This is a genomic window from Endobacterium cereale, assembly GCF_009617585.1.
Lineage (GTDB): Bacteria > Pseudomonadota > Alphaproteobacteria > Rhizobiales > Rhizobiaceae > Neorhizobium > Neorhizobium cereale.
In genome coordinates this window covers 181,915-199,180 of the sequence record NZ_WIXI01000045.1, presented here as the reverse complement: position 1 = coordinate 199,180, position 17,266 = coordinate 181,915, and the positions used below count along the sequence as shown (strand labels likewise).

Genomic DNA, 17,266 nt, shown 5'->3' with positions numbered 1-17,266 from the left:
ATTGCTCGAATTCAAGCAGTTCCGTTAACGTGATGGAAATCGCCTTCTGGTTGTATTTCGCCAAACGGGGCTTGGGGTCATGTCAGCGAATACGCAGAATGCGCGACGGCACGATATCGATGCGTTGCGGGTAATGAGTTTTGGGACGGTCATCATTTATCATGCGAGTCTTCTATACGGGACGAGGAACTGGCTGCTCAATTCGGACGAACCGAACCGGCTGGTCGATCTCATCCATATCGGCTCCCATCCCTGGCGGATGAGCCTTTTGTTCTTCATTTCTGGATTGGTCACGGCATCGCTCCTGAACAGGAGGTCCGTCGACGACATCCGCAGATCGCGCACGCGGCAGTTGATATTGCCGTTCCTGTTCGGCGTTCTTGTCGTTGTGCCACCGCAGGCCTATTTCTCGACGCTGCGCGTATCGCCGGACCTGTCCTATTGGGATTTCCTGAAGACCTATTTGGTATCCCAACTGACACTTCAGCACATGTGGTTTCTGGTCTATCTGTGGATCTATGTGTTCATCTGGTCGATCGCATTGTCCCGGCTGCAGGGGCGCTGGCCAAAAATATCTGCGGGCTTCGCGGCCCTGCTCAGGGGGCCGAACCTGTTTCTGGTGCCGATCCTGTTTCTGTCTATTCTCAGAATCTGGCTTTATCCGGCGTTTGGCGAGACACAGGACATTACCAGGGATGTCTATGCGCATTGCCTGTATCTTTCGATGTTCCTGGCTGGTGCGCTGCTGATGAACCAGCCAGCCTTCTGGCAGGAGATCGATCGCTGGAGGTGGGTCAGTTTCTCGCTTGCCCTGTCATCTTTCCTCGTCCTCGCGATTGTCTTTATCGCTGTGCCGCGTGAGCACTTGTCGGAGGTGCTGATTGCCGCACTGCGCGTCCTGCGGTCAACGTTTCAATGGTGTACCATTATCGCGCTGCTGGCCTTCGCCGCGCGATTTGCCAACCGGCCCAACCCGGTGGTGAAGTATCTCAACCGGTCCATCATGACCTATTACGTCATGCACCAGACCGTCATCATCATTGTCGCCTATTATTTCGCCGAGGCGGGCATGCTTGATCTCTGGTCGTTTGTCCCTATCGTGCTTCTCACGGCGCTGATCTGCGCGCTCCTTGCCGAAATGAAGAAGTTCGCTTCTGTTGCGGCCGGGATTGTCGTTTCAAAACTCGCCCCCCTGAGGGGAATGCCGTCAAAGCCGCCGTCATCTGAGGCGATCGGCTAGGCGTATGCGCTATCGCAATGGCGGCGAGGCACGGCTTGGCGACCGCGTGCGCATCAACGATGTTCAGAGCGTGGTGGTAGTGTCGGTGCATCGAACCCGATAAGGATCTTGAATTCCTATCGCGCGGGACCGTCTGGCACCGCCGCCCGCGACGCTCCGACATATTGGCGGCCTTCCGCCAAGGGCGCAACATTCCTTGCATGGCCCGCTGCCGCAATCGGTTTGCGCGCCATCCCCGCATTGACATTTACTTTGACGTTTACGTAAAAAGCATGTCGGGAGAAGACACGCGGCAGTTCGGGCGGCCGCGTGGCGACAAGAGGAGTGTTTTCGGATGTACAAGGCGCCGGTCGAAGAGATTGCTTTCACGCTCAACCATGTCGCCGGTCTCGGGGCCGCGCTGGAAGAGGGGAGGCTGGGCGATTTGAGCGGCGATCTGGTCGACGCCATCCTGGCGGAAGCGGGCCGTTTTGCCGGCGAGGAAATTGCGCCGCTGGGCGAAAGTGGAGACCGCGAAGGCGCGCGCCTCGTCGATGGCAAGGTGATCACCCCGAAAGGCTGGCCGGCGCTTTACAAGGCATGGTGCGAAGGTGGCTGGAACGGCCTGACCGGTCCGCAAGATTTTGGCGGGCAGGCTTTGCCGCACATGCTCAATGTTGCGGCGCTGGAAATGTGGAATGCCGCCTCCATGGCGTTTGCGCTTGCCCCGACACTCACCATGGGTGCCATCGAGGCCGTGTCGAAACATGGTAGCGACGAGCTCAAACAGACATTTCTGGAAAAGATGGTGTCGGGCGAATGGACCGGCACGATGAATTTGACCGAGCCGCATGCCGGCTCCGATCTCGGCGTGCTGAAAAGCCGGGCAGAGCGGGTGGGCGATGGCGCTTACCGCATCTTTGGCCAGAAGATTTTCATCACCTGGGGCGAGCATGATGCCGCCGACAATATCATCCATCTCGTGCTCGCCCGCCTGCCGGATGCGCCGGCCGGCACGCGCGGCATCTCGCTCTTTCTGGTTCCGAAATTTCTGGTGAATGCGGATGGTTCGCCCGGCGAGCGCAACGACGTGTTCTGCCATTCGATCGAGCACAAGCTTGGCATCCACGGCTCGCCCACCTGCACGATGATCTTTGGCGATGGCAAGTTCGGCGCGGAAAAAGGCGCGCTGGGTTATCTGGTCGGCGAGGAGAATAAGGGGCTGGCCTGCATGTTCACGATGATGAACAATGCTCGTCTCGCCGTCGGCATTCAGGGCGTGGCGATTGCCGAAGCCGCAACACAAAAGGCGGTCGCCTACGCAAAAGAGCGCACGCAGGGCAAGGCGCCGGGCTGGCAGGGAAGCGGCATGTCGCCGATCATCGAACACCCCGACATTGCTCGCACGCTGCTCACCATGAAGGCGCTGACGCAGGGCTCGCGCGCCATTTGTTACGCCTGCGCTCATGCCATCGATCTTTCGCATGTTACGGAAGGCGAGGAAGCGAAGGCATGGGCGGAACGTGCCGCATTGCTGACGCCGATTGCCAAATCCTTTTCCACCGATGCCGGTGTCGATGTCGCATCGATGGGCATTCAGGTGCATGGCGGCATGGGTTTCATCGAGGAAACCGGGGCTGCCCGTTACCTGCGTGATGCCCGCATCGCGCCGATCTACGAGGGCACCAACGGTATTCAGGCGATTGATCTCGTAACGCGCAAACTGCCGCTGTCGGATGGGGCTGCTGTGCGTGGTTTTATCGGCGAGTTGAGGGGCGTGGCGGAAAAGCTCGCCGCGTCCAACGATGCGGCTTTCGGTACCTCTGCAGAACGGCTGTCGGCGGCGATTGCCGATCTCGAAGCGGCGACCGACTGGCTGCTGGAAACGCTGGCTGCGGGTCGTCAGGCCGAGGCGCTGGCGGGTGCGACGCCCTATCAGCGGCTGTTCGGGCTGACGCTCACGGGCGCGTATCTCGCCACCGGCGCACTGGCTGCTGCCAGTGACGGCGCGGGTGAAAAGCGCGTGGCACTTTGCCGGTTTGCTGCGGAAAACCTGCTGGCCGAAACGGCGGCGTTGAAGGATGCCGTGGTTGGCGGGGCGGCGAGCCTTGAGGCGGCGCGGGTAGTGTTGGGGTAGCTGGCCCTTTGCTCGGTTTTGCTTGTGGGGTGAGAGGCTGCGCCCAGCCGATCTCCCCCTCAAGGGGGAGATCGTTGGGAGCAAGCCGCACTGTCTCGATTCCATTGTCATCCACCGCAGCGTCCGTACCACATCACCACCCCGGAGGAGGCCCCACCCATGACCGACCATATCCTGATTGAGCGCCCGCAAATGGCACCCGGCGTCCTCGTCATCCGCTTCAATCGGCCCGAGAAAAAAAACGCCATCACCTCGGCCATGTACCAGACGATGACGGCGGCCCTCTCGGAGGCAAACGCTGATCCGACCATTCGCGCCGTCGCCTTTCTCGGCACCGAAGGCTGCTTTTCCGCCGGCAACGACATGGGCGATTTCCTGACCTACGCCATGTCCGGTTCAAAAGAGCCGCCGGCCGGCGCCATTTTCATCAAGGCCCTGGCATTGTGCAAAAAGCCGATGGTCTCGGGCGTCGATGGCCTGGCAATCGGCATCGGCACGACGCTTAACATGCATTGCGACATGACTGTCGCCTCCGCCCGCAGCCTGTTCAAGACGCCGTTTGTCGATCTGGCACTGGTGCCGGAAGCCGCCTCCAGCCTTATCGCGCCAAAGATCATGGGTCATCAGCGCGCCTTTGCCATGCTGGTCGCCGGCCAAGGTTTTTCGGGGGAGGCTGCTTTGGCCGCCGGTCTGGTGTGGAAGGTGGTGGCGCCGGATGTGGTGGAAGCCGAAACCTTGGCTCTGGCCACAACGCTTGCAGCCAAACCACCGCAGGCGCTCAAAATCGCCCGCGAACTGGTGCGCGGCCCCCGTGAAGAGGTGTTGGCCCGTATCGACGAGGAGCTTGTTCACTTCACCGCACAGCTGAAAAGCCCCGAAGCGCGAGCTGCGTTCGAGGCTTTCATGAAGCGGTGACGGGCCGCCGCTCGATTTATTGCGGCACCGGGCCTACCGGATGCGTTTCACCGACAAAGCGCACGAGATCAGCCATGGTGAAGTGACCGGGGATCTTGCTGGGCAGTTCCGGCTTCCAGTCGGATCGCTGCCACAGAAAGGATTCGTGGTCGCCATGGACCATGCCGAGAAAAGTTTCGGCAACGATGGTGGATGCCATCGGCCCAAGCCGCTCACCCTTGTGATAATGCTGCGCTTCCTTCAGCACGTAATACCAAAGCGGTGTTTCTTCCCCGAAATTCTGCTCCACCGCTACCTTGCCGTCCGGTCCGGCGCCGATCTGCTTGGCCGTGAGCGGTGTCAGGCCCATGGCGCGACAGATGGCCTGGCCGGACGGAAGGCCGATCTGCACCCCGCGCCGCAGATTGCGAAAGGCAAGGTTGAATTCGCGCGCGGCAACTGAATTGTCACCAGGCCCGCCGGGCAGTGTATGCAGTTCCTTGGTGATGAACGGATCGAGGCGACGGCTGAAATTGAGCGCGAAATTCGCCTCCTTCTCGGCCTGCGGCGTTTCGAGGTCGTAGAAACGTCGCCAGTCGATAACCCAGTTGGAGGGGAGGGTCGGGAAACCCTGTCCCAGTTCTCCGTCTATCCGACCTGATTTGCCGGTGAAAAGGAAAAGGAGGTTGAGCGTTCCATTCGCCAATGCTCCGGGCATGGGGTTGAAAATGCGGTTGTGGCTGTATGTTTCGCGCACCATCGAGTGGCCGAGCCGGTAACAGGCCGCCGCAAATTCCGCGGGCATGTAGGGCCGCTGTCTGAACCTGTAGAAACGCCGTCCTTCCGCCTTGATCTTCCAGATCAGGCCCGGCTCCGTCAGGCGTTCGACGAAATCGAACAGCACGATCCACTGGTAATGCCAGGTGACGATACGGCGTGCTTCCTTGAAAAGGGCGATGCCTGTCAGGTCTGGCCGGTTGGCGGCCAGCCGGTCGAAAACCTTGTTGTGAAATTTCAGCATCAGCAGATGCGTCTGCGCCACCGCCAGATTTTCGTCGTTGCGTTCATCGAAGATCAGCGCGTGTCCGACCTGATTGCGTGGCAGGTCATTGTCCAGCGCGGGCACGGTGATGGGCGGTTCCGGTTTGCGAGGCGGCTGCACATCGGCGGATTCCGATGCGTGCCCGATCAGCAGCTTGCCGATGGTCTGCAGCGTGTCGGGATGGCGCTGGTAGAGATAGGGATGGATGCCGGGACCGTCGCCATAAAGCGAATCCAGATCGAGGGCGGGTGTGCGAAAGTTCGTCGTTGCCTTGGGGTCCGCCATCTGCTGATCCAGAGGCGTGGTGTCCAGAGTGATGTCGTGATCGATGAACTGGCCGAGATAGGTATATCCCGCCGGGATATTGTGATTGTCGCCTTTCGGATCCGGCTCGTCGCCATCAAGCGGTGCGTCAAGCATCGCCTTGGCCAGTGCCGCCAGCGCATCGTCGCTTGCCGACAGTGGCACGAGATGGGGAAACATGACCCCGAATTTTCCGGGGTCACCGATACCGTCGAAGGAATGTAATGTCTCAGGCTTCATTCCGCGGACACCGTGTCCGTGCTGCGCTATCTCTGCCATGACTTCCCCCTTACCACAGCGGCGACAAGTCATTTGCCGCCATCAGCTGCAAAGAGGGTAAATATACCTGCCGCGGTATATTTGGTAAATACGATAAACCGTCAATTTATGGGGTATTGCTTTCCGACGGTTTAGTGTTGCCGGCGCATTACTTCGTCAGCAACGCCACCGTTTCCACATGTGTCGACCACAGGAACTGGTCGATCGGCGTTACCGACTTGATACGGTAACCGGCATCCACCAGCAGCTTGAGATCACGCGCCAAGGTCAGCGGATTACAGCTGACGGCGGCGATTGTCTTCACATTGGCGCGCACCAGTTCGGCCACCTGTGCTTCCGCACCCGCACGCGGCGGATCGAACACGACGGCATCGTAATGTTTCAGTTCCAGCGGGATCATCGGCCGGCGGAACAGGTCGCGTTTTTCCACCGTCACCGGCTTCAACCCCTGCGTATTACGGGCAGCGTGATCCAGTGCCTTGATCGCCTTGTCGTCACCTTCGACGGCATGCACCTTGGTGGTCTTGGCGATGCGGAAGGTGAACGTGCCGGCGCCGGCAAACAGGTCGAGCACCTTTTTCGACTTGCCGACATGCTTTGCAACGATCTCGGACATCACCTCTTCGGCGCTCTTGGTGGCCTGCACAAAGGCACCCGGCGGCGGCGAAACGCGCACGCCGGAAAACTCGATGATCGGCTTTTGCGGTTCGATCAGGATCTCGCCATTGACGGAGACGCGGGCAATGCCCTTCAGCGTCAGCACGGTTTCGATGGCCGCGCGGCGCTGTTTGTCCTCCAGCTTCTTCAAGCCTTCGGCGGCGATATCCAGCCCCGAAAGGGTTTCGAGAACGGAGATACGGAAGGTATCGGCACCGATGGCAAGCGCGCGGCCGATCGTGCGGATCATCTCCAGCCGCGCCACGATGCCGGGCGCGGCGATGGGACATTCCACGATCGAAACGATGTGGTGGGTTTCCTCACGGTTGAAGCCGAGCAGAAACTCCTTTTCCGTGTTGCGGGCGGAAAACACCGTGCGCCGACGCTCACCTGGTTTTGCCGGAATGGTCTCCGCCACCTCGGGTGTCAAACCCTTGGATTTCAGCGCATCGACAACCAGCTGGCGCTTGAAGGCGAGATAGGGCGCTTCCGCCAGATGCTGCAGCGAACAGCCGCCACAGGCATCGCTGTCCGGGCCAAAATGCCGACAGGCCGGCTCGATACGATCCGGCGACGGCGCGCCGGTGGACATGACGGTGCCGTGGTCGCCATTGCGGGCGATTGCCAGCGTTTCACCCGGCAGCGCATAAGGCACGTAAACCGGCCCGTCCTCGCCATTGGCGATGCCGTGTCCCTGTGCGCCGATGCGGTTGATGGTGACGGTGACCGTGCTCATTGGTCGTCATCCTCGTCCAGCTGATCGGCGTCGAAATCGTCGCCGTCTTCGTCCCTGTCGCGATGCTGATAAGGCTCCGCATCCTCGGGCTTCTTGCCCGCCAGCAGAAATTCCTTGTTGCCGTCGCCGCCATCGATGGGCGAGGGGATGAGGCCGAGGCTTTCCCATTGCATGTCTTCGACCAGCCAGCGTTCCAGCTCGGCGGCCACATCCGGCGCCGTTTCCGGTTCCTTCAGAAGGCCGGCCTTGCTGATCGCATCGCGGCCCGCCTCGAACTGCGGCTTGACCAGAAGCACGCAGAGCGCGCCGGGTTCAGCCTGTTCCAGGGCCGGCACAAGCGCCAGTTTCAGCGAGATGAACGAAACGTCCGACACGATGAAGGTGATCGGCCGGTCTTCGTAATCGTCCGGCTCCATATAACGGGCGTTCAGGCCTTCGATATTGGTGACGCGCTCGTCGTCGATCAGGCGCTGGTGCATCTGGCCGTGGCCGACATCGATCGAGGTCACGTGCTCGGCGCCGCGCATGATCAGCACTTCGGTAAAGCCGCCGGTGGAGGCGCCGATATCGAGGCATTCATGGCCGGTCGGATCGAGCTTGAAGTGGTCGAGGCCAGCAACAAGTTTCAGCGCCGCGCGAGACACATAATCCTGCGCGGGGTCGTCGATGGTGACGGTGACGTCGGGCTTGAAGGTCAGGCTCGGCTTGGTGACGGTGCGGCCGTTGACGGTGACGGTGCCACGGCTGATCGCGTCGCGTGCACGCGCGCGGCTTGCCACGAGATTGAGCGAGACCAGAAGCTGGTCGAGACGTTGGGGTTCGGTGGATTTGGACATGGGCCTGTCAATGACGTTTGTCGGGCATTTGCGCAAGTCATACATGGCAACACGTCCATGACAAATGTTTACCCGCGACGATCTGGCTGATGGCAACGCAATCTTAAAGATCATGGTGCTTTGTCTCGTTAAGCACAATTCGAGCAAGTATCCGTTTTTTCGCGAGCGCGACCCATGTTGAAAAACCTGTCCATCAGCAAGAAGATCATCGTCACTTTCATGGCGGTCATGTCTGCCTGTTTCTTTGCCACCGCCGGGGTTTACTGGCAGGTGCTGAAGTCGAATGCTGCCGCAGACGAGCAGGTTTCTGCGCAGGCGATCGTGGTCGGGGTCGATACCGCCGTCGAAGCCATGCTGGAACAGGTGGTTTACCAGCGCGATTACCTGCTGGGTGGCGCGGAAGCTTCCGCGACGGCGGCACTTTCCAGCCGCGCGAAGATGACGAAGGCTCTGGAAGAGACCCGCGCCGCCGCTTCCGGTCGCGCCGATCTTCTCGCCTCCATTGATACGCTTGATACGTCTGCCAAGGCAGTCAACACACAGTTGATCGATCCGCAGCTTGCAGCGCGCAAGGCCGGCCAGCAGGTGGCGCGTGGCGAAGGCGAAAAGTCTCTCGATGGCTTTCGCACTGCTGCCGGTGCGCTCAAGCAGCGGGCCATGACCCTTTCCACCAGCCTGACGGCTGCCCAGCACACCGCCGCCACCAACATTCTGTGGACGCTCGTCATCGCCGGCGGCATTGCCGGTGTTCTGGCGCTTGGCCTGATCTGGGCGCTGTGCAACGCCATCGTCAACCCGATCGTCGGCATGACGAAAACCATGACGGCACTGGCCGGCGGCAATAACGATATCGATGTGCCGGCGCTCGACCGGGGCGACGAAGTCGGCCGCATGGCGCAGGCGGTTGCCGTGTTCAAGCATGCGGCCATCGAAAAGCAGCGCCTGGAGCGCGACAGCGATCTGACCCGCGCCCGTGCCGAAACCGAGCGCCGCGTCAACGATGAACAGAAGGCGCATGATGCCGCCGATATCGAATTCGCCATCGATGGCCTTGCAACCGGTCTTTCCAAGCTGGCTGAAGGCGATGTCGCCTACCGCATCAATGAAAGCTTTGTCGGCCGTCTCGATCGCCTGCGCACCGATTTCAATACCGCGCTTGGCACGCTGCAGACGACGCTGACCATGGTCGGCGATAATGCCTCGGCCATCCACGCCAATGCCGACCAGATCCGTTCGGCAACCGACGATCTGGCCAAGCGCACCGAACAGCAGGCCGCCGCCGTCGAGCAGACCGCCGCTGCCGTCGAACAGGTAACGACCACCGTCAAGGATGCCGCCGCCCGCGCCGAAGATGTCGGCCAGCGTGTGGAGCGCACCCGCACCGGTGCCGAAAAATCCGGCGACGTCGTGCGCCGCGCCGTCTCGGCCATGGAAGGCATTTCGCATTCCAGCCACGAGATCAGCAACATTATCGGCGTGATCGACGAGATTGCCTTCCAGACCAATCTTCTGGCCCTCAACGCCGGCGTCGAAGCCGCGCGTGCGGGCGAGGCGGGCAAGGGCTTTGCCGTGGTGGCGCAGGAAGTGCGTGAGCTGGCGCAGCGTTCCGCCAATGCCGCCAAGGACATCAAGACGCTGATCACCACCTCCACGACCCAGGTGGATGCCGGCGTGTCGCTTGTGGGCGAAACCGGCCGTGCGCTGGAAGCCATCGTCGAGGAAGTGCGCGAGATCAACGAGCACGTCCGTGCCATCGTGGTTTCCACCCGTGAACAGGCAACGGGCCTGCAGGAAATCAACAATGCGGTCGGCACGATGGACCGCAACACCCAGCAGAACGCCGCCATGGTGGACCAGCAGACCAAGACCAGCCACACGCTGGCCAGCGAAGCCAATACGCTCAACGAGTTGCTAAAGCAGTTCAACCTCGGTGGTGACCGCAATTTCATGGGCAGCCGTTCGGGCTTCATCATCCCGCCGACCCCGACCGCTGCCGCCCCGCAATTCGCGCCGCTCAGCCGCCCGGTCAAGGCCCCAAAGATCCGCATGGCTGCCGAGGAAAAACCACGTCGCTCTCCGGCCGCAGCGCTGCATAACCAGCTGGCGCGGGCATTCGAGCCGGCACCTTCGGCAGCGAAGGACAATTGGGAAGAGTTTTGAGGCTGTTGGGCTGATGGTTTCGCCCTGAGCTTGATGGCAAAGGTTGAAAACCTCACCACCGTCATCCTCGGGCCTGTCCCGAGGATCTGCAGCGGCTAGATACCATTGGCGTGGTTAGATCCTAGGGACAAGCCCTAGGATGAAGAACTCAATGATTGCCAGGGTTTCCAGAAGTCTGGGGGGGCGGGACCATTGGTTCCGCCCTTTCTGTTTTGGGGGAGGGCATTTCCCCATCTCAACCTTTCCCGCTTCCGCGCGTCACATCCGCCACCTATGATGCGTGAACAACGGCGGAGAGAGACGGATGAGACGATCGAAAAACCCGGCACGGTCCATGGTGCTGGCCCTTGCCATCTGCGGCGCAACGACGACCGCAGCTCTCGCCAATGACACCACGGCAGAACTGAAGACCGGTGGCCTTGCCTATGTCCAGACCTCCGATATCGCCATGGAGGAGGAAGACCTGTTTCTGTCGCGTCAGGAAGTCCGCGTCGATTATCTTTTCCGCAATCTCGGGCAGGCCGACATCGAAAGCGTCGTCGCCTTCCCGATGCCGGATATCGTCGGCGGTTCGGAAAGCGACATGGCCTATGGTGATGCCGAGAGTGACAATTTTCTCGGCTTCTCGGTGGTGCAGGATGGCAAGGCCATCACGCCGCAATTGCAGCAGCGCGTCACGGCGCTCGGCATCGATCATACGCAGGCGCTGAAGGAGGCCGGCGTGCCACTGTTGCCCTATAGCGAAAAGACCGCGGCGGCGCTCCAGAAACTCTCACCCGAAACAAAAGCCGACTGGGCGGCCAAGGGCCTGCTGCGTATCGACGGATATGCCGGCGGTAACGACAACCCGGAGGTGACGCCGGTCTGGACACTGACCTCGGCCTATTGGTGGAAAACGAAGTTTCCGGCCGGAAAACCGGTCAAGGTTGCTCACCGCTACTCCCCGAGTGTCGGCGGCACGGTGGCGATGAGTTTTATTCAGGACGGCAAGCCGGCCTATTCCTACGAGGATTACGCCAGACGTTACTGCATCGATGCCGATTTCATGAAGACGGCAGCCAAGCTCGAAACGGCCGCCGCCAAATCCACCGGCCCGCATTACACCGAGCAATGGCTTTCCTACATCCTCACGACAGGCGGCAACTGGGCCGGCCCGATCAAGCGCTTTCGCCTGACCATCGACAAGGGGAATGCGAAGGATTTTGTCAGCTTCTGCGGCAAGGGCGTGAAGAAGGTGGGTCCGACGACGTTCGTGATGGAAGCGCAGGATTTTACGCCGGAGCGGGAGATGGATGTGCTGTTTCTGGTGGCGGGGGAGTGATGCCGACCTATGATCTTGCCAGCCTTTTCGAGCAATCTTCCGTGACGCGAACGGCCACGGACGAGGAGATCGCCGAGGCGGAACGGCAGATCGGGGCGCTGCCCGAATGCTACAAGCGTTTCGCGGCTACCTTCGGCTACGGCACCACAAACAACCTCTTCATCATCGAAATGCCCTTCGGCATGGACGCGAATAGTGGTCTGATCGCGCGGGGCGATATGCTGCGCGATCAGGTTCGCTGGCTCGTGGATGGCCATTGCGAGGATGGTTTGGAGATCGGCGAGGAAGACTGCCTCGAACCCTATGACGAGGAAAGCCGCGATGTTGCGGCCTTCGTCGATCGGCTGCAGTTCTTTGGAAAAAGCGTGAACGGCGAATATCTCTGCTGGCGGGCAACCGACGACGGCATGTTTCGCTTCCACGTCATCGACCGGGCCTGCCTGTCGATCCGATACGGGGGCGCTAGCCTGATCGACTTCATTCGTGCAAGCCAGACGGATGCGGTCAAGACGATGCTGGGGATGGGGTATGAGAGGTTGCCGAGGACGTTTGAGGGTGCATATCAAAGTCTGTCATAATTGCTGGTAATCTTGGGGCGATCACGACCCGCCACGAAAACTCCAACCGCACTGTGTGATGCCACACATTCAACCATCTCACCTCCTGCGATGCGGCTGAGATCGACATGATCAAAGGAAAATTGATCGCAGCATGTACCCACCGATATTGCAGTTTGGTTTTGCAAGAATCTGCTTCGCCGAAACCGCATTGCACTAAACAGGTTGCCAACCTGAAGTAGGTCATCATTCACAGCAACATGAGCATCTGACTTGGTGTGAAAAGCGGAAGAGATATGGATCTTTTGGTCATCAAGCGTGAAAGCCAAGCCTGTGGATCCGTCTGGCATGGAATATGTGAAGCGGTTGGAAATTACCGTGAAATCGCCGAGTTGTGCTGATCGAGCTACAAACTCATTTTCCTTGATTGCGCAAATAAGATTGCCTGTTTTGTCGCGAAAATGGCCGGATATTAAAAGCGGCTCTAAATCGTTATCCGTCTTCGTAAGCGTAAGAATGGGCTCGTCGTCAACCATGATCGAGTTATTGGATGCCGTGATAACGTTAGAGCCCCAGATAGTGAGAAAATCGTCTCGGATCAGTTCTAACTTGAAACGCGTTTCGCTATCGAGCGAACTTCTGTGCCGCTTAGCATCTAAAATTCGCTCTGCCGATAATATGCGGGCAGTCTTCTGCCTATGGTGCTTGTCGCATAGAAGAACGATGTCATCGGGGTCGTGTTCTTCTGCTACATTGAATTCGGTTTTTAGGTGGTCGTAGTCGTAGGGGATTGATCCACACACGACACAACCATAACCACAAGCTTTTCGGACAAGCTTCTTCGTTGGTTCAGGAATATGTCTGCTAAGGCCTTGTCTGTTTTGAGTCACATTGCCCCCGCGTCTAGCGGGAGGCTATAGAAAAACAGAGATGAAGCAACAACGCTGGGGGCAACGTCACCCCGCAGCGCCAACCCCAACCACCGGTTTCCCCAGCGCCCGGAACACCGTGCTCACAATCCCCGCGCGATCCAGCCCCGCCTTGGCATACATTGCATCCGGGCTTGCCTGTTCCATCCACACATCCGGCAGAACCAGCGAGCGGATTTTCAGGCCGTTGTCGAGCAGGCCTTCGCCGCTCATGAACTGCAGAACATGGCTGCCGAAACCGCCGACAGCGCCTTCCTCGATGGTGATCAGCACCTCGTGATGACGGGCCAGCTGGCGGATCAGGTCGTGGTCCAGCGGTTTTGCAAAACGCGCATCGGCAACCGTCGTCGAAAGACCGGCAGCGTCGAGATCTTCCGCAGCCAGCAGACAGTCCTTGAGCCGTGTACCAAACGAGAGGAGGGCGACTTTTGAGCCTTCCTTAACGATGCGGCCCTTGCCGATCTGCAGGATTTCGCCGCGTGCCGGCATTTCCACGCCTACGCCTTCGCCGCGCGGATACCGGAAGGAAATCGGGCCATCGTCATAGGCGGCGGCGGTGCGCACCATATGCTTCAGTTCCGCCTCGTCGGAAGCGGCCATCACCACCATGCCCGGCAGGGTGGCAAGGAATGTGGTGTCGAACGAACCGGCATGGGTCGGGCCATCGGCACCGACAAAACCGGCACGGTCGATCGGGAAACGCACCGGCAGGCCTTGAATGGCGACGTCATGCACGACCTGGTCGTAACCGCGCTGCAGGAAGGTCGAATAGATGGCGCAGAAGGGTTTGAACCCTTCCGTTGCAAGACCAGCTGCAAAGGTCACGGCATGCTGTTCGGCAATGCCGACGTCAAACGTACGGGTCGGAAACGCTTCCAGCATTTTGCCGAGCCCCGTGCCATCCGGCATGGCGGCGGTGATGCCGACGATCTTTTCGTCGAAACCGGCTTCCTGCACCAGCGCTTCACCAAACACGCTTGTGTAGCTCGGCGCATTCGGCTTGGCCTTGGCCTGCGCGCCGGTGATGACGTCGAACTTGTTGACGCCGTGGTATTTGTCGGCGGCGGCTTCGGCGGGCGGATAACCCTTGCCCTTCTGCGTCACCACATGGATCAGCACGGGGCCCTGCGCATGGTCGCGCACATTGCGCAGCACCGGCAGAAGATGTTCGAACGAATGGCCGTCGATCGGGCCGATATGGTAAAAACCCATTTCCTCGAACATGGTGCCGCCGGTCACGTAACCGCGTGCATGTTCGACGGCGCGGGTAATGGCGCGGTCGATCGATTTGCCGAGATAACCGGTCAGCTTTTTGCCCACTTCGCGCATGCCCATATAGGTGCGGCCGGAGGCAAGGCGGGCCAGATAGGCGCTCATGGCGCCGGTCGGCGGCGCGATCGACATGTCGTTGTCGTTGAGGATGACGATCAGCCGCGCATCGAGCGCACCGGCATTGTTGAGCGCTTCGTACGCCATGCCGGCCGACATCGAGCCGTCGCCGATGATCGAGATGACATTGCGCTTCGAACCGGCAAGCTCGGACGCGACGGCCATGCCGAGGCCGGCGGAAATCGAGGTGGAGGAATGGGCGGCGCCAAACGGGTCGTATTCGCTTTCGGCGCGGCGGGTGAAGCCTGAAAGCCCGTCTTCCTGGCGCAGCGTGCGGATGCGGTCCCGGCGGCCGGTCAGGATCTTGTGGGGGTAACACTGGTGGCCGACGTCAAAAATCAGGCGGTCGTCGGGTGTGTTGAAAACCTTGTGAATGGCAATCGTCAGTTCCACGACACCGAGACCCGCGCCCAGATGCCCGCCGGTCTTCGACACGGCATCAATCATCTCGTCGCGTACTTCGCGCGCCACTTGCGGCAGGTCGCGATCCTCGACGTTTCGCAGGTCGGCCGGCAGATTGATCTTGTCGAGCAACGGGGTGTCTGGTTTTGCTGTCAAGGAATCCGGCCTTTTCTCATGCAGTCTGTGGTTGTCGCAATCCAGCAAAGATGCGCTGGAAACCGCCTTTTTCAAGTCGAGTGCCACAGCTTCTATCGGAATTCGTGCTCAGGGCAAAGGCACAAACTCTTCCTCATCCCCCGGCACGATGTCGAAACGGCCGGTGCGCCACTCTTCCTTGGCCTGCTCGATCCGCTCCTTGGAAGAGGAAACGAAATTCCACCAGACGTAGCGGCGCGAGGTCATCGCCGCCCCGCCGAACAGCATGATGTGACAGCCGGTAGTGCCCGCTTCCAGCGTGATTTCGTCACCGGCGCGGAAGGCAAGCAGCTGATCGGCGGCAAAACGGTCGCCTGAAATGATCAGTTCGCCGGAGAGAATGTAGATCGCCCGTTCCTCATGTGCGGCGGAGAAGGGGAATTTTTTGCCCGGCTCAAGAGCAAGATCAACGTAGAGCGTATCGGTGAAGGTGGAGACGGGGGAGGAAATCCCGTCCAGCGCGCCGATCACCACCCGGCCGGATGCACCCTGCCAGTCGATAACCGGCATGTTTTCCCGCGCCGTATGGGCAAACACCGGGTCGATCTCTTCCTTGTCATCCGGCAAAGCCAGCCATGTCTGCAACCCGGACATCGCAAGCGGATGTCCACGCAGATTTTCCGGCGTGCGTTCGGAGTGCACGATACCGCGCCCCGCCGTCATCAGGTTGATGTCGCCAGGCTTGATGACGAGTTCGGTGCCGAGACTGTCGCGATGTTTGATCTCGCCATCGAACAGATAGGTGACGGTGGAAAGCCCGATATGCGGATGCGGCTTGACGTCGAGCGCCTCGTCGGCCCGCAGCACCGCTGGTCCCATGCGGTCGAAAAAGATGAAAGGCCCGACGAGGCGGCGCTGACGGGTGGGCAAGGCACGCCGTACGGAAAAACCGCCGATATCGCTGGAGCGCGGAATGATCAGGTTTTCGATCGCATCACAGGCAAAGGCATCGCCGGGGGCGGGATCGGTGCCGGGGAAAAAGGACATGGGGCCGGTCTCCATCTGGTGGTGGAGGAAATCTAGTGCGTTTCCCAGCCAAACGACAGTCGCGCCGCGCGCAACACACTGTTCCCTGAAGCGGCCCGCTTCACATTACTCGAACCGGTTGCCGATCATCGGGCTCCACTGTTCGCCGACAAAACCGTTCAGCAGCACGTCGCCTCGGGTGACGGCGGCGAGAATATCTGCGTCGCGGCTGTGCACCATGCTGGAGGCGGTGTTGGTAAAGCCGATGCGTCGGCCGAGCATGGCTTCCATCAACCAGGCTTCCGTGCGGCCGATCACGGCAGCCGCGCCTTTGTCGGCGGCATTGGTAATCAGCGCATCGAGAACCACGCCTTCCACACCCGGTGCGGCAAGCACCTGCAGCACCCGCGCCGTCGATCCCTTTTTCAGGTGGTAGAGAAAACAGCCGATCTCCGTGCCGTGCTGATCCGTGACCGCGCCGAAATGGGGCGTGCCGAATAGCCGCTTTTCCATCGCCTGCCGGGAAAGGGTGGTGATGTCTTCACAATCCCAGCGTGGCTGAAGCGCAAAGCGACGGGACAATGCGAGGAAAAGCGCGGCAAATTTTTCGGCACCGATATCCGTGGTCGCCGCGCCCTTGGCCGCGTTTTGCGCACCATGGGCAAACCAGCGTGGCCGGTTGGGGTGAATACGCCGGCGCAGCATGTCATCAGCCGCACCCGCCACTGGTGCCAGCAATCCAAAGGGCCGAAAACGTTGCGTGACCTGATCCGCAAGCCACTGGGTGGGGCGGATGATGCGCAGCCAGTTGAGGCTATGGCTTGGCAGCGGCGTGCAGCCCAGTCGCTGGCCGAGCGTGCGGGAAATGTCGCTTGTCGTATCGGCGAAAGAAAAATCCTGCGGTCCGGCCAGGGCCGCTTTCAGAAGCTTGGGGCCGATCAACGAATGACCGGCACCCTTGTCGGCCATGATGGTGCCGAACAGGGCACCGTTGACCGCGCGGCCGCCGATCTGCATCGGCAGGCGATGCCGGCTGATGAAGCCGGAAATTCCGGCTTTGCTTTCGTGCACAAGGCTCGGCAGGCTGTCGTGAACGAGTGGATGGTCGACATACAGCGTGCGCAGACAGGCGACGAAAGCATCGGATGGGGCGGCGTCTGTTCGCCTGAACGCTTTTTGAAAAAGCCCGGCCACCGCCGGAATATCCGCCGCTGCCAAGGCACGTATCTGACCCATGAAACCGC

The 17,266-nt window shown here is 60.3% G+C and carries 13 protein-coding genes; 6 read left to right on the top strand and 7 right to left on the bottom strand.

The genetic code is table 11. From position 1 onward, the window contains the following. Positions 1 to 79: 79 nt before the first annotated feature. From GAO09_RS16385 to GAO09_RS16375, 3 genes are all read left to right on the top strand, one after another. Positions 80 to 1,240, top strand: coding sequence for an acyltransferase family protein (locus GAO09_RS16385; protein WP_153355081.1), 1,161 nt, complete (start codon positions 80 to 82; stop codon positions 1,238 to 1,240). A 334-nt stretch (positions 1,241 to 1,574) separates the two neighbouring features. Continuing rightward, positions 1,575 to 3,356 (top strand): acyl-CoA dehydrogenase, encoded by a 1,782-nt coding sequence (locus tag GAO09_RS16380; protein ID WP_153355080.1) that lies wholly within the window; start codon positions 1,575 to 1,577, stop codon positions 3,354 to 3,356. A gap of 159 nt (positions 3,357 to 3,515) precedes the next feature. Next, positions 3,516 to 4,271, top strand: coding sequence for a crotonase/enoyl-CoA hydratase family protein (locus GAO09_RS16375; protein ID WP_153355079.1), 756 nt, complete (start codon positions 3,516 to 3,518; stop codon positions 4,269 to 4,271). A 16-nt stretch (positions 4,272 to 4,287) separates the two neighbouring features. Here GAO09_RS16375 and GAO09_RS16370 read toward each other — a convergent pair whose 3' ends face one another. The 3 genes from GAO09_RS16370 to GAO09_RS16360 form a co-directional block, all read right to left on the bottom strand. Then, positions 4,288 to 5,874, bottom strand: coding sequence for a peroxidase family protein (locus tag GAO09_RS16370; protein ID WP_153355078.1), 1,587 nt, complete (start codon positions 5,872 to 5,874; stop codon positions 4,288 to 4,290). A gap of 148 nt (positions 5,875 to 6,022) precedes the next feature. Next, positions 6,023 to 7,267 (bottom strand): class I SAM-dependent RNA methyltransferase, encoded by a 1,245-nt coding sequence (locus GAO09_RS16365; RefSeq protein WP_153355077.1) that lies wholly within the window; start codon positions 7,265 to 7,267, stop codon positions 6,023 to 6,025. Beyond that, complete coding sequence (locus GAO09_RS16360; RefSeq protein ID WP_153355076.1) at positions 7,264 to 8,103, bottom strand: TlyA family RNA methyltransferase; 840 nt, start codon at positions 8,101 to 8,103, stop codon at positions 7,264 to 7,266. The genes GAO09_RS16365 and GAO09_RS16360 overlap by 4 nt, the downstream gene beginning before the upstream one ends. Before the next feature lie 174 nt (positions 8,104 to 8,277). Between GAO09_RS16360 and GAO09_RS16355 the strand changes: the two genes are divergently transcribed. The 3 genes from GAO09_RS16355 to GAO09_RS16345 all read left to right on the top strand — a co-directional run bounded on the left by GAO09_RS16355 (position 8,278) and on the right by GAO09_RS16345 (position 12,162). Continuing rightward, positions 8,278 to 10,263, top strand: coding sequence for a methyl-accepting chemotaxis protein (locus GAO09_RS16355; protein WP_153355075.1), 1,986 nt, complete (start codon positions 8,278 to 8,280; stop codon positions 10,261 to 10,263). Between the two features lie 304 nt (positions 10,264 to 10,567). Further along, positions 10,568 to 11,584 (top strand): DUF4424 domain-containing protein, encoded by a 1,017-nt coding sequence (locus GAO09_RS16350; protein WP_410768873.1) that lies wholly within the window; start codon positions 10,568 to 10,570, stop codon positions 11,582 to 11,584. Next, positions 11,584 to 12,162, top strand: a complete 579-nt coding sequence (locus tag GAO09_RS16345) for an SMI1/KNR4 family protein (protein WP_153355074.1) — start codon at positions 11,584 to 11,586, stop codon at positions 12,160 to 12,162. Before GAO09_RS16350 ends, GAO09_RS16345 begins: the two co-directional genes overlap by 1 nt. Here GAO09_RS16345 and GAO09_RS16340 read toward each other — a convergent pair. From GAO09_RS16340 to GAO09_RS16325, 4 genes are all read right to left on the bottom strand, one after another. Then, positions 12,147 to 13,031, bottom strand: coding sequence for a hypothetical protein (locus GAO09_RS16340; RefSeq protein ID WP_153355073.1), 885 nt, complete (start codon positions 13,029 to 13,031; stop codon positions 12,147 to 12,149). The genes GAO09_RS16345 and GAO09_RS16340 overlap by 16 nt on opposite strands. Before the next feature lie 66 nt (positions 13,032 to 13,097). Continuing rightward, entirely contained in the window at positions 13,098 to 15,017 is a 1,920-nt protein-coding gene (dxs, locus tag GAO09_RS16335; RefSeq protein ID WP_153355072.1) for a 1-deoxy-D-xylulose-5-phosphate synthase, read from the bottom strand. A gap of 108 nt (positions 15,018 to 15,125) precedes the next feature. Next, complete coding sequence (locus tag GAO09_RS16330) at positions 15,126 to 16,043, bottom strand: pirin family protein (protein WP_153355071.1); 918 nt, start codon at positions 16,041 to 16,043, stop codon at positions 15,126 to 15,128. 105 nt (positions 16,044 to 16,148) lie between these two features. Beyond that, the gene (locus tag GAO09_RS16325; protein ID WP_153355070.1) at positions 16,149 to 17,258 is read right to left on the bottom strand and encodes a hypothetical protein; all 1,110 of its coding nucleotides are present in this window, start codon (positions 17,256 to 17,258) and stop codon (positions 16,149 to 16,151) included. Positions 17,259 to 17,266: the final 8 nt, after the last annotated feature.